General features: G+C 64.0%; 12 protein-coding genes. 9 read left to right on the top strand and 3 right to left on the bottom strand.

Translation table 11 applies throughout. The features are described from left to right. Positions 1-358 precede the first annotated feature (358 nt). Positions 359-1027, bottom strand: coding sequence for a LuxR C-terminal-related transcriptional regulator (locus AC58EF_RS11565; protein ID WP_497276369.1), 669 nt, complete (start codon positions 1025-1027; stop codon positions 359-361). A 318-nt stretch (positions 1028-1345) separates the two neighbouring features. Beyond that, complete coding sequence (locus AC58EF_RS11560; protein WP_497276367.1) at positions 1346-2686, bottom strand: NAD(P)/FAD-dependent oxidoreductase; 1341 nt, start codon at positions 2684-2686, stop codon at positions 1346-1348. 73 nt (positions 2687-2759) lie between these two features. On the opposite strand from AC58EF_RS11560, the gene AC58EF_RS11555 reads away from it, so the two are divergent. The 4 genes from AC58EF_RS11555 to AC58EF_RS11540 all read left to right on the top strand — a co-directional run bounded on the left by AC58EF_RS11555 (position 2760) and on the right by AC58EF_RS11540 (position 8832). Beyond that, complete coding sequence (locus tag AC58EF_RS11555) at positions 2760-3125, top strand: hypothetical protein (protein ID WP_497276365.1); 366 nt, start codon at positions 2760-2762, stop codon at positions 3123-3125. A gap of 69 nt (positions 3126-3194) precedes the next feature. Beyond that, complete coding sequence (locus AC58EF_RS11550; RefSeq protein ID WP_497276363.1) at positions 3195-4463, top strand: TolC family protein; 1269 nt, start codon at positions 3195-3197, stop codon at positions 4461-4463. Between the two features lie 3 nt (positions 4464-4466). Continuing rightward, the gene (locus AC58EF_RS11545; RefSeq protein WP_497276362.1) at positions 4467-5621 is read left to right on the top strand and encodes an efflux RND transporter periplasmic adaptor subunit; all 1155 of its coding nucleotides are present in this window, start codon (positions 4467-4469) and stop codon (positions 5619-5621) included. A 4-nt stretch (positions 5622-5625) separates the two neighbouring features. Then, positions 5626-8832 (top strand): efflux RND transporter permease subunit, encoded by a 3207-nt coding sequence (locus AC58EF_RS11540; RefSeq protein ID WP_497276360.1) that lies wholly within the window; start codon positions 5626-5628, stop codon positions 8830-8832. A 33-nt stretch (positions 8833-8865) separates the two neighbouring features. Here the strand turns inward: AC58EF_RS11540 and AC58EF_RS11535 are convergent, their stop codons facing one another. Next, positions 8866-10347 (bottom strand): lignostilbene-alpha,beta-dioxygenase, encoded by a 1482-nt coding sequence (locus tag AC58EF_RS11535; RefSeq protein WP_497276358.1) that lies wholly within the window; start codon positions 10345-10347, stop codon positions 8866-8868. 103 nt (positions 10348-10450) lie between these two features. Between AC58EF_RS11535 and AC58EF_RS11530 the strand changes: the two genes are divergently transcribed. From AC58EF_RS11530 to AC58EF_RS11510, 5 genes are all read left to right on the top strand, one after another. Beyond that, complete coding sequence (locus AC58EF_RS11530) at positions 10451-10915, top strand: Saro_0803 family transcriptional regulator (protein ID WP_497276356.1); 465 nt, start codon at positions 10451-10453, stop codon at positions 10913-10915. A 231-nt stretch (positions 10916-11146) separates the two neighbouring features. After that, a complete protein-coding gene (locus tag AC58EF_RS11525) occupies positions 11147-13654 on the top strand; it encodes a TonB-dependent receptor (RefSeq protein WP_497276354.1) in 2508 nt (835 codons plus the stop codon). Between the two features lie 40 nt (positions 13655-13694). After that, positions 13695-14462 (top strand): glutathione S-transferase family protein, encoded by a 768-nt coding sequence (locus tag AC58EF_RS11520; RefSeq protein ID WP_497276352.1) that lies wholly within the window; start codon positions 13695-13697, stop codon positions 14460-14462. Continuing rightward, positions 14459-15208 (top strand): glutathione S-transferase family protein, encoded by a 750-nt coding sequence (locus AC58EF_RS11515; protein ID WP_497276350.1) that lies wholly within the window; start codon positions 14459-14461, stop codon positions 15206-15208. The genes AC58EF_RS11520 and AC58EF_RS11515 overlap by 4 nt, the downstream gene beginning before the upstream one ends. 4 nt (positions 15209-15212) lie before the next feature. After that, complete coding sequence (locus AC58EF_RS11510) at positions 15213-16775, top strand: AMP-binding protein (protein WP_497276348.1); 1563 nt, start codon at positions 15213-15215, stop codon at positions 16773-16775. Positions 16776-16799 lie beyond the last annotated feature (24 nt).

Genomic DNA, 16799 nt, shown 5'->3' with positions numbered 1-16799 from the left:
CCATGACTGCAAGCCTTTCTCCATCACACTGGACACAGTTTACATGGACAGTTGTGGTATCGCTATTAACATAATCCTTATTATCGATCTTTTTCTTTCCATGCGGCGGATTCCAAATCGATGTGCGGGACCCTTGACGGCAACGTCCCTCGCCGGCGGAATTGGCGGCCCAAAACGCGCTCCGTTAAATCGGATGCAGCTCGCCCGGAACTTATTTTCAGCGTCGCTATCGTGATCGTGCACCGTCTGCCATGAAGTCGTCGATCAATGTGGCGACGGCCGGACGGCTGTCACCAGAAATTCTGGCGCTACCGCCGGCATCCATCGCTCTCGCCGACAATGTTATGGCCGGTCCTTTTCAGTTCGCCATGGCGAGTTTCAGATTCACTGGTCGCGTAGCGCTGATGGCAGGCGCATAGGAAGCGGTTTCGTTTGCGTCGCTGACCATGCCGCGATTGACGGCCCAGATGGCGGCCTGTGTGCGGTTCCTGACGCGCAGTTTCCGCAAAATGGCCTTGATATGCACCTTCACCGTAGCGTCGGCGATCTGGAGTCTGCGAGAAATGACCTTGTTCGGCTCTCCTTCGACGAGGCAGCGCAAGATATCGACCTCTCGCGTCGAAAGGCTATTGCCTATCGCACCGCTGCTCCAATGGTTGGGCAGCGAGGAAAATTGCGATTTCCCAAGCGATTCGGCGATCTGCGACGGCAGAACCTTCTCCCCTAACGCCGTCAGTCGCAGCGCGCTGGCCAATGGCCGGCAGGATATCTGCTTGGCGATATAGCCATCGACCGCGCCGGTCATGAAGGCGCGCGAGACATCCTCAAGCCCATATTCATCCGCCATGATGACGATCCGGGAATTGGGAAATCGTGCCCGGACTTCCTCGCATGTCGCAAGTCCGTCATTGATGTCGATCGCGTCGACAACAATCACCGTGTCACCATCCATCCCGTCGTCAAGATCGAGCGGTCGTGAAACAGCATTGTCGATCAGAAAATCCTCATCGAGGAGAATTCTCCTCAATCCCTCCCGAATAATTTCGTTTTTGCCAACAATAGCCAAATGAACTGGTGCGTCCAACATGTCCGATTTCCTCCCCGCAGACGGTAATTACGGATCATGCGACCAAATACAGGGAATTATCATATTCCCATTTTGTGATTCTATGACGGTAGAATTATCATAAATTTTTCCTTAAAAAATATAGCAGTTTAAGATTCTCCTTTTATCTGAAGAAATTGGCGGACGTCCCAAAATGGGATGGGATGATACGGACGAGATAGCCCGTCCCCGCCCCCTCATCAGCGGTTGTTCCTGACAGAGTAATCGGTGCAGCCGCCCTCAATGAAGTTTCAGTCGTGGCCTGACGAGACGGTTGATATGGCTGACCGCAATCAGGACCAACCCGCTAAGCCAGCCATGCACCGCGAGCAGATGCATTCGGTAGAGCGAAAGATAGACGAAGCGGGCCAGCCGTCCTTCGACCGCCATACGCCCGCCGACCAGCTTGCCCATCAGCGATCCGACCGTCGAAAATCGGCTGAGCGACACGAGCGATCCATGATCGCGATACACGAAGTCGACCAGGGGCCGTCCCGCCAGCAGCCGCTTGATATTGTCGAATGCCGTCGACGCCATCTGGTGCGCGGCTTGCGCGCGGGGCGGGACCGGACGATCACGACCCGGCAATATGCAATGGGCGCAATCGCCGATGGCGAAGATGCGATCATCGGTTGCGCTCTGGAGCGTCGGCCGGACGACGATCTGACCACTCCGCGCCAGGGCCAGCCCGTCCAGCCCGCCGCCGATCGGCGCCGCCTTGACACCTGCCGCCCAGATTTGCAGGTCGGCGGGGATGAAGGTGCCGTCGGCGGTCCGCATCCCTTCGGGCGTCGCCTGAGTGACCGCCATGCCGGTCAGCACCTTGACCCCCAGCGCCTCCAGTTCGCCATGGGCCGCCCCCGCCAATTTTTCGGGAAGCGCCGGCAGGATGCGCGATCCCGCCTCCAGCAGCGTGACGTCGAGCCGCGCGCGATCGAACACCTCCAGCCCATAATAGCCCAACGCATCCGCCGCATTATAGAGTTCGGCCGCCAGTTCGACCCCTGTCGCCCCGCCGCCGACAATGGCGATCCGAACCCGCGCGTCCGAATCCGGGTTCGCGACCATCGCGCGCGATACCCGCAGGCAGTGGTTCAGCAATTGATCGCGAAAACTGTCCGCCTGTCCCTGACTGTCGAGAAACAGGCAATTTTCGGCAACGCCCGGTGTTCCGAAATCATTGGTCACCGATCCATAAGCGAGTATCAGATAGTCATAGCGCACCGCATGGGCGCTGACGACTTCACGTCCCTTTTCGTCAAATACCGGCGCCACATGCACCTGCCGCGCTTCCCGGTCGATCCGGTCGAACATGCCGTAGAGATAGCGATAGCCCCAGCGGTGGCAATGGCTGCGATAGCCGACCTCATCCATGCTCGCATCGAGCGAGCCCGTCGCCACTTCGTGCAGCAGTGGCTTCCAGATATGGGTGCGGTTCCGGTCGATCAGGATGATGTCGTGCCGCTTGCGGCCGTAATGCGCGCCCAGTTTCCGCACCAGTTCCAGCCCCGCCGCGCCGCCGCCCACGATAACGATCTGGATCTTCTTGCTTGCGGTCACGATTCTTCCCCCCCGCACCATGGAACGCATTCCGGCTACGCTACTATGACGGCCGCCCGCCCCCACGCAATGGATCGTTATCCGAAATCGCGCGGTGACAGGGCTGCGCAAATCCGTTATGGGCGGCACCATGTTCCGCTGGAGTTTCATGGTCCTCTGCATGATCGTGACGGCGCTGACCGTGACGGCGGCCGTGCACGCCCATGAGGTTTCCGGGGCGCCGGCCCTGGAATGTTCGGGCTATGTCCACAGCGACGGCGACCGGGACCAGACGCAGGGCGACAGCGACCAGGCCATTCCCCATCATCATGGCGGCTGTCAGGGCGCGGCGTCATTGTTGCCCGGGAAGATCAGCGCGCCCACATTGTTCGATCTTTCTTCCGAGCCCAAGCTGATTGCGACCAGCGCAATACTCGCGCCCTGGTCGCCAGGCCCGGATCTGCGTCCGCCCATCGCCTGATTGACCATCGCGAGCCGCAGCGCGCGATGCGCGCGTGCGGCCTGACGCCCTTCAATCAGGATTTTTTCCATGCACAGAATATTAGCGGCCTTTCTGGCCGCCACGTCTTGCGTCACCGTGGCGCAAGCGCAGGAAAACACAGCGGCGGCGCAACAGGCTACCGCTCCCCTCCTCACCCTAGATCAGGCCGTTGCGGCGGCGGGCGGAAGCGCGCCGGCAGTCGAAGCGGCTGAGGCCGGTATTGTCGCCGCGCAGGCCGCGCGAACCGTCGCAGGCTTGCGCCCCAATCCCCAATTGCAGACCCAGGTCGAAAATATCGTCGGGTCCGGCCCCTATGGCGGGTTCAGCCAGGCGGAAACGACCGTCGGCCTGAATATCCCGATCGAAATGGGCGGCAAACGCTCGGCCCGCATCGCAGTGGCCGATGCGCAGACCGGCCGCGCGCTGCTGACCGCGGCGATCGTCCGGGCTGATATCCGGTTGCAGGTGACGCAGCTCTATGTCGACGCCATCGCGGCCGAACGCAGGCTGGCGACCGCGCGCGACCAGCTTCGCATCGCCCAGGATGCGCTTTCCGCCGCGAGGGTGCGGGTTGAGGCCGGTCGTGCGTCGCCGATCGAGGAACAGCGCGCCGATGTCGCGCGCCTCAATGCCGAGGCCGGGCTGCAACGCGCCCAACGTCTTGCCGACGCCACCCGCTCCAATCTTGCACGGCGGATCGGCCGGCCGGCCATCGGTCCGCTGGATGCCGCCGCTCTGGATCGACTGCCGCCGGCCATTTACGGCCCCTCGCCCGTCACCGGCGAAGGCACATTGGCCCTGGCCGCCGCCAGCGCCGACGTGGCGATCGCCGATGCCGGCGTCCGGCTCGCCCGGTCGCAGCGCGCGCCGGACATCACCGTCGGCCCGGCGGTGCGCCGACTGGAAAGCACCAATGACAGCGCGGCGGTCTTCAGCCTTTCTATCCCGATCCCCCTGTTCAATTCGGGCAAGGCGGCGCTCGCACAGGCCGATGCCGAACGGACACGAACGGAAGCGCAACGCCGCATGACCGCGCTCGACGTCGAGCAGGCGATCGGCAACGCGCAGGCGGAAGCAGATAATGCCGCGACCACGGCGCGCAATGCGAGCGGCCCGGCGCTCGCCGCCGCGCAGGAAGCCGCCCGCATCGCGCGCATCGGCTATCGCGAGGGGAAATTCGGGCAACTGGACCTGCTCGACGCCGAACGGACATTGGCGGACACCCGCATAGCCGCGATCGATGCGCTGGCCGCTTATCAGAATGCAAGGGCGCAGTTGGAGCGCCTGACCGCTCCTGCGCCGCAAGAGGAATATTGATCCATGACATCGAAAAACACCCGCGCGGCCTTGTTGCCGCTGACGCTCGCCTTGCTCCTTGCTGCTTGCGGGGGCGATGCCACCAATGATGCGACGCCGGCGCATGATGAAGACAGTGCCGGCGAAGCTCATGCGGACGAGGGGCGGATCATGCTGACCGAAGACCAGATCGCATCGGCCGCGATCCAACTGGGTCGGCCCACGGTCGGCGGATCGGGCACGCTGGAACTGCCCGCCACCGTCGAGGGCGATCCGCAGGGCACCCAGGTCGTGTCGTCGGCCATTGGCGGACGTGTCGTCGCGCTGACGCGCAATCTGGGTCAGTCCATCGGCCGCGGCCAGACGCTGGCCGTGATCGAAAGCCGCGAGGCGGCGATGCTCAAGGGTGAGGTCGAGGCTGCGCAGGCGCGTCTTGCGCTTGCCAACTCCAGTCTCGCGCGCGAACAGCGGCTGTTCGCCCAGCGCGTGTCGCCCGAGCAGGATCTGATCGCCGCCCGCACCGCCGCCACGGAAGCCCGGATCGCCTATCGGCAGGCCATGAGCCAGATGGCAGCGGCCGGCGGCGGCGGCGGTGGTATGAACCGGCTCGGCATCGTTGCGCCGGTTGCCGGCCAGGTGATTTCGCGCAACGTGGTGCTGGGCCAGACCGTTGCAGCCGACACCGAACTCTATCGCATCGCCAATCTCGCCAGGGTGTCGCTCTCGCTTCATCTCCAGCCTGCCGATGCGGGCCGGGTGAAGCCGGGCAACAGCGTGAGCGTCACGGCTCCGGGCCGTCAGGCCAACGCCCGGATCAGCTTCGTGTCGCCCGTGCTCGACGCCGGGACCCGCCTCGTTCCTGTCATCGCCACCCTCGACAATCGCGAGGGCCAATGGCGCGTGGGCGAACCGGTGACAGCGTCCGTGCAGCTTTCGGGCAGCGGCGGCGACAACGCCATTCGCGTGCCCGCAACGGCGGTCCAGACCGTCGAGGGCAGGCCAACGCTGTTCGTGCGGACGGCGACAGGTTTCCTGGCGACGCCGGTGACACTCGGCGACAGGAGCGGCAGCGCGGTCATCATCACCGCCGGCCTCAAGGGCAGCGAGCAGATCGCAACCACCAACAGCTTCACGCTCAAGGCCGAACTCGGCAAGGGCGAAGCGACGCACGAGGATTAAGGTCATGATCGCCCCCATCGTCAACTGGGCGGTTCGCAAGCGCTGGTTCGTCCTGCTGCTGACCGTCCTGGCCGCCGTCATCGGCGCCGCCGCCCTGTATCGTCTCCCCATCGACGCGGTGCCGGACATCACCAACAATCAGGTGCAGATCAACGTGCGCGCCCCTGCCCTGTCGCCCGAACTGGTCGAAAAGCAGATCGCCTTCCCGATCGAAACCGCCCTGGCCGGCATTCCCGGCCTGGACCATAGCCGCTCGCTCAGCCGCAACGGCTTCGCCCAGATCACGGCGGTATTCGAAGACTCGACCGACATATATTTCGCCCGTCAGCAGGTGGGCGAGCGACTGAACGGCGTGGCGGAAAATCTGCCCGCGGGCGTGACCCCGGAAATGGGTCCGATCGCCACCGGCCTTGGCGAAGTCTATATGTGGACCGTTCGCCTCGAACATCGCAAGGACGACCGGCACCTGCCCGGCGAGCCGGGAATGCAGCCCGATGGCAGCTATATCACGCCCGAAGGCGAGCGGCTGGTGAACGATACGGACAAGGCGACCTATCTGCGCACCGCGCAGGACTGGATCGTCGCGCCGCTGCTCAAGAATGTGAAGGGTCTTGCAGGCGTCGACTCGATCGGCGGCTATGCCAAGCAATATCTGGTCGTCCCCGACGTGCCGCGCCTCGCTGCGATGGGTCTTACGCTCACCGATCTGGGCGTTGCGCTGGAACGCAACAACAGCAGCGTCGGTGGCGGCTTCGTCGATCGCAATGGCGAGGGGCTGGCGGTGCGCTCCGACGCGCTGGTGCGCAACGCGAGCGAGCTGTCCCGCATCGTCGTGGCCACCCGCGACGGCGTGCCGATCACCCTGGCGCAGGTCGCCACGGTCCGCACCGGCCAGGCGGTCCGTATGGGTTCCGCGTCGGAAAATGGCACGGAGGTCGTCGTCGGCACCGCGATCATGCGGATCGGCGAGAATAGCCGCACCGTCGCCACGGCCGTCGCCGATCGGCTTGAAGAGATCAACGCATCCCTGCCGCCCGACGTCATCGTCCAGCCGGTTCTGGACCGGACCGCGCTGGTCAATTCCACCATCAGGACGGTCGCGAAGAATCTGGGCGAAGGCGCCCTGCTCGTCGTCGTCGTGCTGTTCGTCCTGCTGGGCAATTTTCGCGCGGCCCTCATCGCCGCGATGGTCATTCCCGTCACCATGCTGCTGACCAGCTTCGGCATGTTGCAGGTGGGCGTGTCAGCCAACCTCATGAGCCTTGGCGCACTCGATTTCGGCCTGATCGTCGATGGCGCGGTGATCATCGTCGAAAACGCCCTGCGGCGCATGGCGGAGGAACAGCATGAACGCGGCCGGCTGTTGACGGTCGAGGAACGTCTCGTAACCGTGGCCGCCGCCGCGCGGGAGATGATCCGTCCGTCGGTCTATGGCCAGGCCATCATCATCCTTGTCTACATCCCGCTGCTGACCCTGACCGGCGTGGAGGGCAAGACCTTCGTCCCGATGGCGCTCACCGTCATCATCGCGCTGGCCTTCGCCTTCATCCTTTCGCTGACCGCCGTGCCGGCCGCCATCGCCATCTGGCTTTCGAACCGGATCGAGGAAAAGGAAGGCCGGATCATGCGCTGGCTCAAGGCCCGTTATGAGCCGGGCCTGGAAAAAGCGATGCAGCGTCCGACCCTAACCGTCGGTGCGGGCGTGGCTGGCTTTGCCGTCGCCATCGCCGCCTTCCTGTCCCTGGGCCAGGTTTTCCTGCCGCAGCTCGACGAGGGCGACCTGCTGATCCAGGCGCTGCGCATCCCCGCAACCTCGGTCCAGCAGAGCCAGGCGATGCAGGTGCCGATCGAGCGGATGATGGCGCGGCAGCCGGAAGTGAAGTTCATCTTTTCCAAGACCGGCACCGCCGAACTGGCGTCAGACCCCATGCCCCCCAACGCCACCGATATGTTCGTTATCCTCAAGCCGCGTGAGGAATGGCCCGATCCCAGTCTGACCAAGGCAGGACTGATCGAACGGCTGGAAAAGGATCTGAACCGCTTCCCCGGCAATGCCTATGAAATCACCCAGCCCATTCAGATGCGCTTCAACGAGTTGATCGCGGGGGTCCGGGGGGATGTCGCGGTCAAGATATTCGGCGACGACTTCAACGCCATGAACGCGACCGCCGAAAAGATTGCAGGCATCCTGCGCCGCACACAAGGCGCGGCGGACGTGAAGGTCGAACAGACGAGCGGCCTGCCCATGCTCGACATCCGTGTCAACCGCGACGCCATGTCGCGCCTGGGCGTCACGGCGCAGGATGTTCAGGATATCGTCACCGCTACGCTGGGCGGCCGGGAATCCGGCATGATCTTCGAAGGCGATCGACGCTTTCCCGTCATGATCCGCCTGACGGACGCACAGCGGGCGGATCTTGCTACCCTGCAACAGGTTCAGGTGCCGGTGCCGGGCGGCCGGTTCGTGCCGCTCGCCAGCGTGGCGGACATTCGGATCGTCGATGGACCCAACCAGATCAGTCGCGAAAATGGCAAGCGCCGGGTCGTGGTCCAGGCCAATGTGCGGGGCCGCGACATAGCAAGCGTGGTCGAGGAAGCGCAGGCCCGAATCGGCGATCAGGTTCGGCTGCCGGCCGGCAGCTATCTCGAATGGGGCGGCCAGTTCGAAAATCTCGCCTCCGCGCGGGAGCGACTGCAACTGGTGATCCCAGCCTGCTTCATCCTCATCCTCCTGCTGCTTTACGGGGCGCTGGGTTCGATCCGGGATGCGGCGATCGTCTTCACCGGCGTCCCGCTGGCGCTGGTCGGCGGCGTGTTGGCGCTGTTCCTGCGGGGCATGGATTTCTCCATCTCGGCAGCCGTCGGCTTCATCGCCCTGTCGGGCATCGCGGTCCTCAACGGGCTGGTCATGCTATCCTCGATCCACGACCTCATGCGCACAGGGATGGATCGGGCCACGGCGGCGCACATGGGGGCGATCCAGCGTCTGCGCCCCGTGGTGATGACCGCGCTGGTGGCGAGCCTGGGCTTCGTGCCGATGGCGCTGGGCACCGGAGCGGGCGCGGAGGTGCAGAAGCCCCTGGCCACCGTCGTCATCGGCGGCCTGATCTCGGCGACGCTGCTGACCCTCTTCGTGCTGCCGACCCTTTTTGCCCGCTATGGTAGCGAAGCAAAGTCGCGCGCGGCGGAAGCAGTGCCGTTGCCGAGCTGATCGGAGGCAAAACATTGCGGCATGGGCATTTCCTCATGAGACGCCCATGCCGCAAAGCCCGATCTGCGCCGCCGTCGCCCAATTGCCATGCAGTCCGAAGCGCAGGCGGATGGGCACGCGAATTTCTGCAATCGGCCCCTTGGCGATTTCCAGCGCGTCGAACAGCAACAGGTCGCTGCGATGCTCCTCCAGCCGGTTGCAGACCTGGACGATCCAGCCATCGCCCTCGGACGCGTCCGGGCTGCGCGGGATGAAGCAGGGTTCCTGAAGCGACGATAGCGGCCCGCACCACCAGCGTTGCTCCTCGCCGGTCCGGTGATCGATCAGGCCCAGTGTATTCATCAACATGCCAGCCGGACTGCCGCCCCTCAGTTCGACCGGCTTGGTCGGGTCGATCACCAGCAGCCAGCCATAGCGATAGGGCAGGCCGGTCCGGCGGTCGTCGATCCGGGGAAATTCGCCCATCATGTCGGTCAGCCGCCGCACGCTGGCGAAATCCTCGCCATTGGACGCCATGTCGACCGTCCAGCGGGTGAGGTAACTCGCCGCTTCCATCGGATTGAACGACGCGCCGTGAATGTCGGGGAAGAAGGGGAACATATTATTTCTCGCCTCGGGCGTGTCGAAATGGATTTTCGTCCCGTCCTGAAAGGCGTTCATGACATGGCTGGCGAAGCAATTGTCGCGCTTGAACCAGCGGACATCCGTCCCCGTCGCGTCCGCCCGACGCGGCAGCACGCCCAGATAGACGGGCAATGTCGTATCGAAACCGAAATGGGGCAGCCCCTGCTCCAGCCGCTCCCAACTGGACGTGCTCGGCACGACATGGAACAGCGCATAATCGGGCGTGATCGCGAAGTCGTGCATCATGGCGTAATAGGGCAGTTCGAACCACAATTCGCGCTTCAGCCTCCCGTCGGGCGCGACTTCATAATAGGTCATGTCGCGGGTCAGCACCCCCCTGGCCGCATAGCCGAAGGCGATCATGTCGCCGGTCGCCGGATCGATCTTGGGATGGGCGGTAAAGGTCTGGCCCGTCATCTTGCCATCGAACCGCGTATAGCCGTCCGTCTCCAGCGTCGCCGGGTCCATGACCAGCGCCGGACTGTCCTCCTTCAGCGCATAGAGCCGCCCGCCATGGATGAAGGCGGTGGTGTTGGCGGTGCCGCGTATCTTGCCCTTCACCGACTCGTCATCGGTCAGTGGATTGCGATAGGCGCCGAACAAGGCCCGCCCCGCCTCATGCTCCAGCTTCCACTTGTCTGTCTTCGCCCAGCGCTGGCGCAGATCGACCCTGCCGTCCTTGAACCGGAACATGGAAATCATGCCGTCGCCGTTGAAGGCGATGTCATCGCCCAGCAGCGGCGGAAATTGCGGGTCGGGCTGCACCCGGTAGAAAGCGCCGTCCAGTTCCGGCGGCACCGTCCCCTTCACGTCCAGATCGGCAATGTCCGCCTCGATACGCGAAGGTGTGTTGAAGCCGGTGAAGGCGGGCGTGTCCGGAAAATGCGCCACGATGTCATCCTCTCCTGTTCTCGATGACAATATTGTATGTGTTACTCACATTTTTTCAAGCGCCGGGATTGACGCATGACTATTTAGTCCGCACACTGTTACTATGAATACCATGGACGATATGGAGCCGCTCGGCATCTTCCCCGATCCTCGTCTCAGCGGCATTGACGGCCTGGTCGGCTTTCACATCCGGCTCGCCAGCGCGGCGGTCTATCAGCATTTCACCGAGACGTTCAGCGACCTCGGGCTGACGCAGAAGCAGGTGGCCGTCCTCTGGCTGATCGAGGACCAGCCCGGCATCGCCCAGGCCGATATCGGCCGCCGTCTAAAGATGGACCGCGCCAGCGTCATGGCGATCGTCAACAGGATGCAGGACCGCGGTTTCGTGCGGCGTGGCGCCTCTTCGCAGGATCGCCGCCGCCAGACGCTCAGCCTTACCGAAACCGGCCATACCTCGCTCGCGGAGGCGCGCGGCTGCATCGCCGAGCATGAGAAATGGCTGAAGGATCGCTTCACCCCAGCCGAAACCGCGATGCTGGTGGAATTGCTGCGCCGCGTCTACGTCTGATCCGATCAATCAATTTCATCCTGTCACTTTCAATACCACCAATGGAAATACCGATATTATTTGCCCTCTCCTAATATCAGGAAATATTTCCATTATCGGGACTGCAAGGGCATTCCGCCTCTTGCATCGATAAAAATTGTATGCCTTACTAACAATATCGCGGAAGGCATTCACGGCGGGTCACGCCCGGTCAGGGCGGATCTGAAGCCGGTCTAGGAGAGGGGATTTCCCATGCAACACGATCTTCGTGCAGTGATGGCGCGCGCCCTGCTGGCGTCCGCCTCGATACTGTCGATCACCACCCCGGCAAGCGCCTTGGCGCAAGCTCAATCGTCTGCCGCCGCGCCGCAAACGGCCGAACAGGACGCGCTGCCGGCCAGCGCCGTCGCCGACATCGTCGTCACCGCCCAGTTCCGTGCCCAGCGGTTGCAGGACACGCCGATCTCCATCACCGCCGTCGGCGCCGCCGAGCTGGAAGCCAAGAGCCAGACCAACCTCGCCCAGATGGCCGACGCCGCGCCCAACGTTTCCTTGAAGCCCCAGGGCGCCTCCTTCGGCCCCTCCATCACCGCATCGATCCGTGGCGTCGGCCAGAACGACTTCAACCCGGCCTATGAACCGGGCGTCGGCATCTATATCGACGATGTCTATTATCCGCAGTTGACCGGCGCGGTGTTCGAACTGCTCGATCTCGATCGCGTCGAAATTCTCCGCGGCCCGCAGGGCACGCTCGCCGGCCGCAACGCCGAAGGCGGCGCGATCAAACTCTATTCCAAGCGTCCCTCGGGCGATGGCGGCGGTTTTGTCGAGGTCAACTACGGCATCCGCAACCGCATCGGCATCCGCGCCGCCGCCGATTTCGGCATCACCGACACGCTGGCGGTGCGCATCTCCGGCGTCGCCAAGCAGCAGGACGGCTTCGTCGACCGGGTCGATTATGGCTGCGCCAATCCGGGCAGCGGCATCCCCTCGACCCAGCCGGCCGGCGATTGCACCATCAGCAAGCTTGGCGGCGTGGGCTATCAGGCGATCCGCGGCATCCTCTTCTGGGAGCCGAGCGACAAGCTGGATGTCACGCTGATCGGCGATTATACCCGCGACGAACATACGATCGCCGGCGAAGTGCTGATCGCGACCAACCCCGTCAATTCGCCTAACACCAATCCGGCGCCCGGCATCGTCTATGATGATCGCTTCATTTGTGGCCGTTATTGCAATTATATCGGCACCGGGCAGCCGGCGGGCACATGGACCCCGCCCATCCCGGTCGATCCCTATGGCGCGGCAGGCACGCCGCTCGCCGCGACCCAGGGCACCGACCGCAGCCTCTACAAGGGCTGGGGCGTGTCGGGGCAGATCAACTATGCCCTGACCGACGCCTTCAAGCTGACGTCGATCACCGGCTATCGCAGCTTCAACACCCAGTTCGATTCCGACGACGATATCTCGCCCGCCAATATCGGTTTCGGCCGCAACTATCTGGAAAATTGGAGCTTCAGTCAGGAAGTCCGGCTGAATGCGGAGCTGGGCGACAATCTGAACGCCACGGTGGGCGGCTATTATTTCAAGCAGAAATCGACCTATGACTCGCTTCAGGACATTCGCTACGTCCCGGTCTATCCGCTGCAATTCCGCCAGCCCGACCCGACCAAGGCCGAAGCCAAGGCAGCGTTCGCCCATCTGTCCTGGAAGCCGGTCGATCGCCTGACATTGAGCGGCGGCCTGCGCTACACCAGCGAGACCAAGGACCAGACCTATTACCGCCTGAATTATGACGGGACGGTCAACCATTTCCTCGATCCGGTCGGCGCGGCCTATGGCATCGGCTATTCGGGCGCGGACACGCTCGACTATAACGGCAATGGCGACATGGCCGAGATCGTCACCGCCCTGTCCGGCCTAACCGCCCATTATAGCGCCAAGCGCTGGGACTATCGCATCGCGGCCGACTATCGCCTGACCGACAGCCTGATGGTCTATGGATCGGTGTCCACCGGCTTCAAGGGCGGCGGTTCCAACCCGCGCCCCTTCACCACCCAGCAGGTCATCGCCTTTCGCCCGGAAAAGCTGACCGCCTATGAAATCGGATTCAAGAGCGACTTTTTCAATCGCCGGGTGCGGTTGAACGCCGCCGCCTTCATCAACGACTATACCGATATCCAGATCCCGGTGCTGACCTGCCCGACCGCGCCCTGCGCCGCCCGCCTCAATGCCGGCGACGCGCGGGTCAAGGGGTTCGAGGCGGAACTGTCCGCCTATCCGATCGACGGCCTCGCGATCGATGCCTCGATCAGCTATCTCGACTTCAAATATAAGGCGAGCAGCCTCGATCCCGCCGCCGCCTACCCGACCAATCCGGGCGGCGTGTCGGCCGACGATCCGCCGGTATCGCCGCCCTGGAAGTTCAGCGTCGGCGCGCAGTATAAGATCGATCTCGACAAGGCGGGCAGCCTCACGCCGCGCTTCGACGTGACCTATGAGGACAAGAAATTCGGCGGCTCGGCAGTCATCAACGGCACACGCATCCTCAATTTCGTCCCCGCCTATACGCTCGCCAATGCGCGGCTGACATGGGCCAATGCGGACGAAGATCTCGACGTTTCGTTCGAAGTCACCAACCTCTTCGACAAATATTATTTCCTCTCCGTCTTCGACCTGCGCGGCGCGGGCGCGGGCGTGCGCAAGGCGCGCCCCGGCAACCCGCGCGAATGGGCGGTGACGGTGAAGAAGAAATTCTGACCTTCCCCCAGGGAACAACGCTGATGGAGACGCATCCGGCATGACCGACGTCACACTTTATCATTGGGAACCCAATGCCAATTCGGGCAAGCCGATGCTGGCGCTGTTCGAAAAGGGCGTGGCGTTCGACAGCCATTATCTGGACCTGCTGAATTTCGATCAGCACAGGCCGGACTATCTGGCGGTCAATCCGCTCGGCACCATTCCGGCGATGGCCCATGGGCAGCGGGTGCTGACCGAATCCACCGCCATCATGGAATATGTGGACGAGGCGTTGGACGGCCCGCGCCTGATGCCCGCCGATCCGGTCGACCAGTGGCGCGCGCGCTGGTGGATGAAGTTCCTCGACCAATGGCTCGCCCCCAGCTTCTCGATGATCGGCTGGAGCGTCTTCGTCGGCCCCTCGGTGCGGCAGAAGGACCCGGCCGAACTGGAGGCCGCGATCGACCGCATCCCCATGCCCGAACGCCGCACCGCCTGGCGCAAGGCGATCCATGGCAGCTTTTCCGCGGAGGAGATGACGGAATCGCAGCGCCGCGTCGCGCTTGGCATCACCTATCTGGAGCAGGCGCTGGGGCAGCGGGAATGGCTGGCGTCGGACGGTTACAGCCTGGCCGACATCAATGGCTTCAACCTCGCCTACGCCATGCCGCTGTCCCAGCCGCAGCTCTGCAATGACACGCTCACCCCCCATATCATGCGCTGGCTGCGCGCCATCTATGCGCGCCCTGCGACCCGCGCCTGCTGGGCGCTGGGCCGCACCGACCTCGCCCGCCGCATCTCCCTGCTCGAAAGCGAACCCGCATGACCGGCATCCTTTATCATGGCCAGCCCAATGGCCCCAGCTTCACCGTCCTCGCCGCCGCGTTCGAGAAGGGCGTCGATCTGGACCGCCGACCGATTGATCTGGTCGCGGGCGATCGTCATTCGACCGCCCTGCCCCACCCCATCGAAGTCGACCAGTCGATCGAGGGCGAAGGTCCGGTGCTGGTCGTGGGCGACGTCGCCATGACCGACAGCGTCTTCCTCGCCTGCTATCTCGATGAGGTCGGCGCAGGTCCGGCGATCCGCCCGGCCGATCCCTATGCCCGCTGGGAGATGATGGCCTGGTGCCGCTATGTGATCGAGCGCGTGGCCCCCGCCGCCGCCGCGCTTGGCAACGCCGCCGCGCCGCCGCCCACCGTCCCGGCCGGGATCGCCAGTGCAGACCTTGCCGCTCGCTGGCAGGATGCCGTCGATGGCAAGGCGGACGAGGCGCACCTGACCGACAGCCGCACCAAGATCGTCCAGGCGGTCGGGAAGATCGAGGCGCAACTGGCCGATGGCCGCGACTGGCTGATGGGCGATTTCTCCATCGCCGATCTGGAAAGCTTCGCCTGGCTTGCGGGAATGCGCGCTCTGGTGCCCGAGGCTTTCGCCGCCGCGTCGCGCGCCGATGCCTGGGAGGCACGCTTGCGCGCCCGCCCGGCTGTGGCGCAGGCGCTCGGCCTTGCCACCGTTCCCAACCCCGAAGCGATCTGGGCGCCCGGCCCGGAGATCAACCGCTGGGGCTGAAGCGATGCGCGCGATCGACTATTTCGACCGGGGCCATGATCTTGATCCCGAACGTCCCTGCCTGATCGACGCGGCGAGTGGCGAGACGATGAGCTTCGCGGCGGTCAAGGCGCTGACCATCAGGATCGCCACTGCACTCTACGCGGCCGGGTTTCGCGACCAGCAGCCGATCGCGCTCTACGGCCCCAACAGCGCGACGATGATGGTCGCCCTGCTCGCCATCTGGCGCGCCAATGGCCAGTGGGTGCCGGTCAACACCCGTAACGCCATCGACGCCAATGCCGCCTATCTCGACTATGTCCGCTGCGGCTGGCTTTTCTACCATTCAAGCCAGGCGGAGGATGTCGCGCAACTCAAGGCGCGCGTGCCCAGCCTGACCCGCTTCGTCTGCCTCGACCGGGACATGGACGACGCCCCCTCGCTCGACCGTTTCATTCGCGACAACGAAATAGACAATCTCCCCGACTTTTCCGATCCCTTCGGCAAGCCCGACGATGTGGTCGGCCTCTTCCCCACCGGCGGCACCACCGGCCCGTCCAAGGGCGTGGTCGTCACCAATCTCGGCTGGGGCACGATGATCGAGACGCTGGCCGCAGCGGTCGATGGCCGGACCGATGCACCTGTCGCGCTGGTGGTCGCACCCATCACCCATGCGGCTGGCCCGGTGGCGCTGGCGACCCTGTCGCTGGGCGCGACGCAGGTCATCCTGCCGGGCTTCGACGCTGGCGCCGTGCTGGACAGCATCGCACGCCATCGCGTCACCCATGTCTATATGCCGCCGACCGCGCTCTACAGCCTTCTGGATTCACCTGAACTGGTAGAAACGTCCATTAACTCATTGAAAATAGTTCTTCTTGTTGGCTCTCCCGTTTCCCCGGAGAAGCTCCGCCGGGCGGTGGAGATATTCGGCCCCTGTCTTTGCCAGGCCTATGGCCAGGTGGAATCGCCGATGATCGTCACCTGGCTCTCGCCCGAGGATGTCGCGGCTGCGGCGGCCGGCGACCGGCCCGAGCGGCTGGCCAGTTGCGGCCGCCCCAGCCGGTCGGTCGCGGTCGCCATCATGGACGAGGACGGCAATCTCCTGCCCGATGGCGAGGCCGGCGAACTGGTCGTGCGCGGCGTTCTCGTCTCGCGCGAATATTTCGACATGCCCGAAGCGACCGCCGAAATCCGCACCCATGGGTGGCACCATACAGGCGATATCGCCCGGCGCGACGCGGACGGCTATGTCTATATCGTCGACCGCAAGAAGGACATGGTCGTGACCGGCGGCTTCAACGTCTTCACCGCCGAGGTGGAGGCCGCCGTCACCGAATTGTCCCAGGTCCGCGAATGCGCGGTCATCGGCATTCCGCATGAAAAATGGGGCGAAGCCGTCCACGCCATTGTCGTCGCCGACAATATCGGGGAGACAGAGATCATCTCCCACGCCAAGGCCCGGCTGGGCGGGGTGAAAGCGCCCAAGAGCGTCGCCTTCGTCCCCGCCATTCCCCGGACCGCCGCCGGAAAGATGGACAAGAAAGCCCTGCGCGCCGCCTGGTGGACCGGCGCGCGGATGGTGAATTGAGCGAGGGCGAAGGATGAAAACATC

The sequence above is a fragment of the Sphingobium sp. WR1 genome (genome assembly GCF_059693745.1).
Note: the sequence above shows the minus strand (reverse complement) of the source record. Positions and strands in the feature narration are given on the sequence as shown.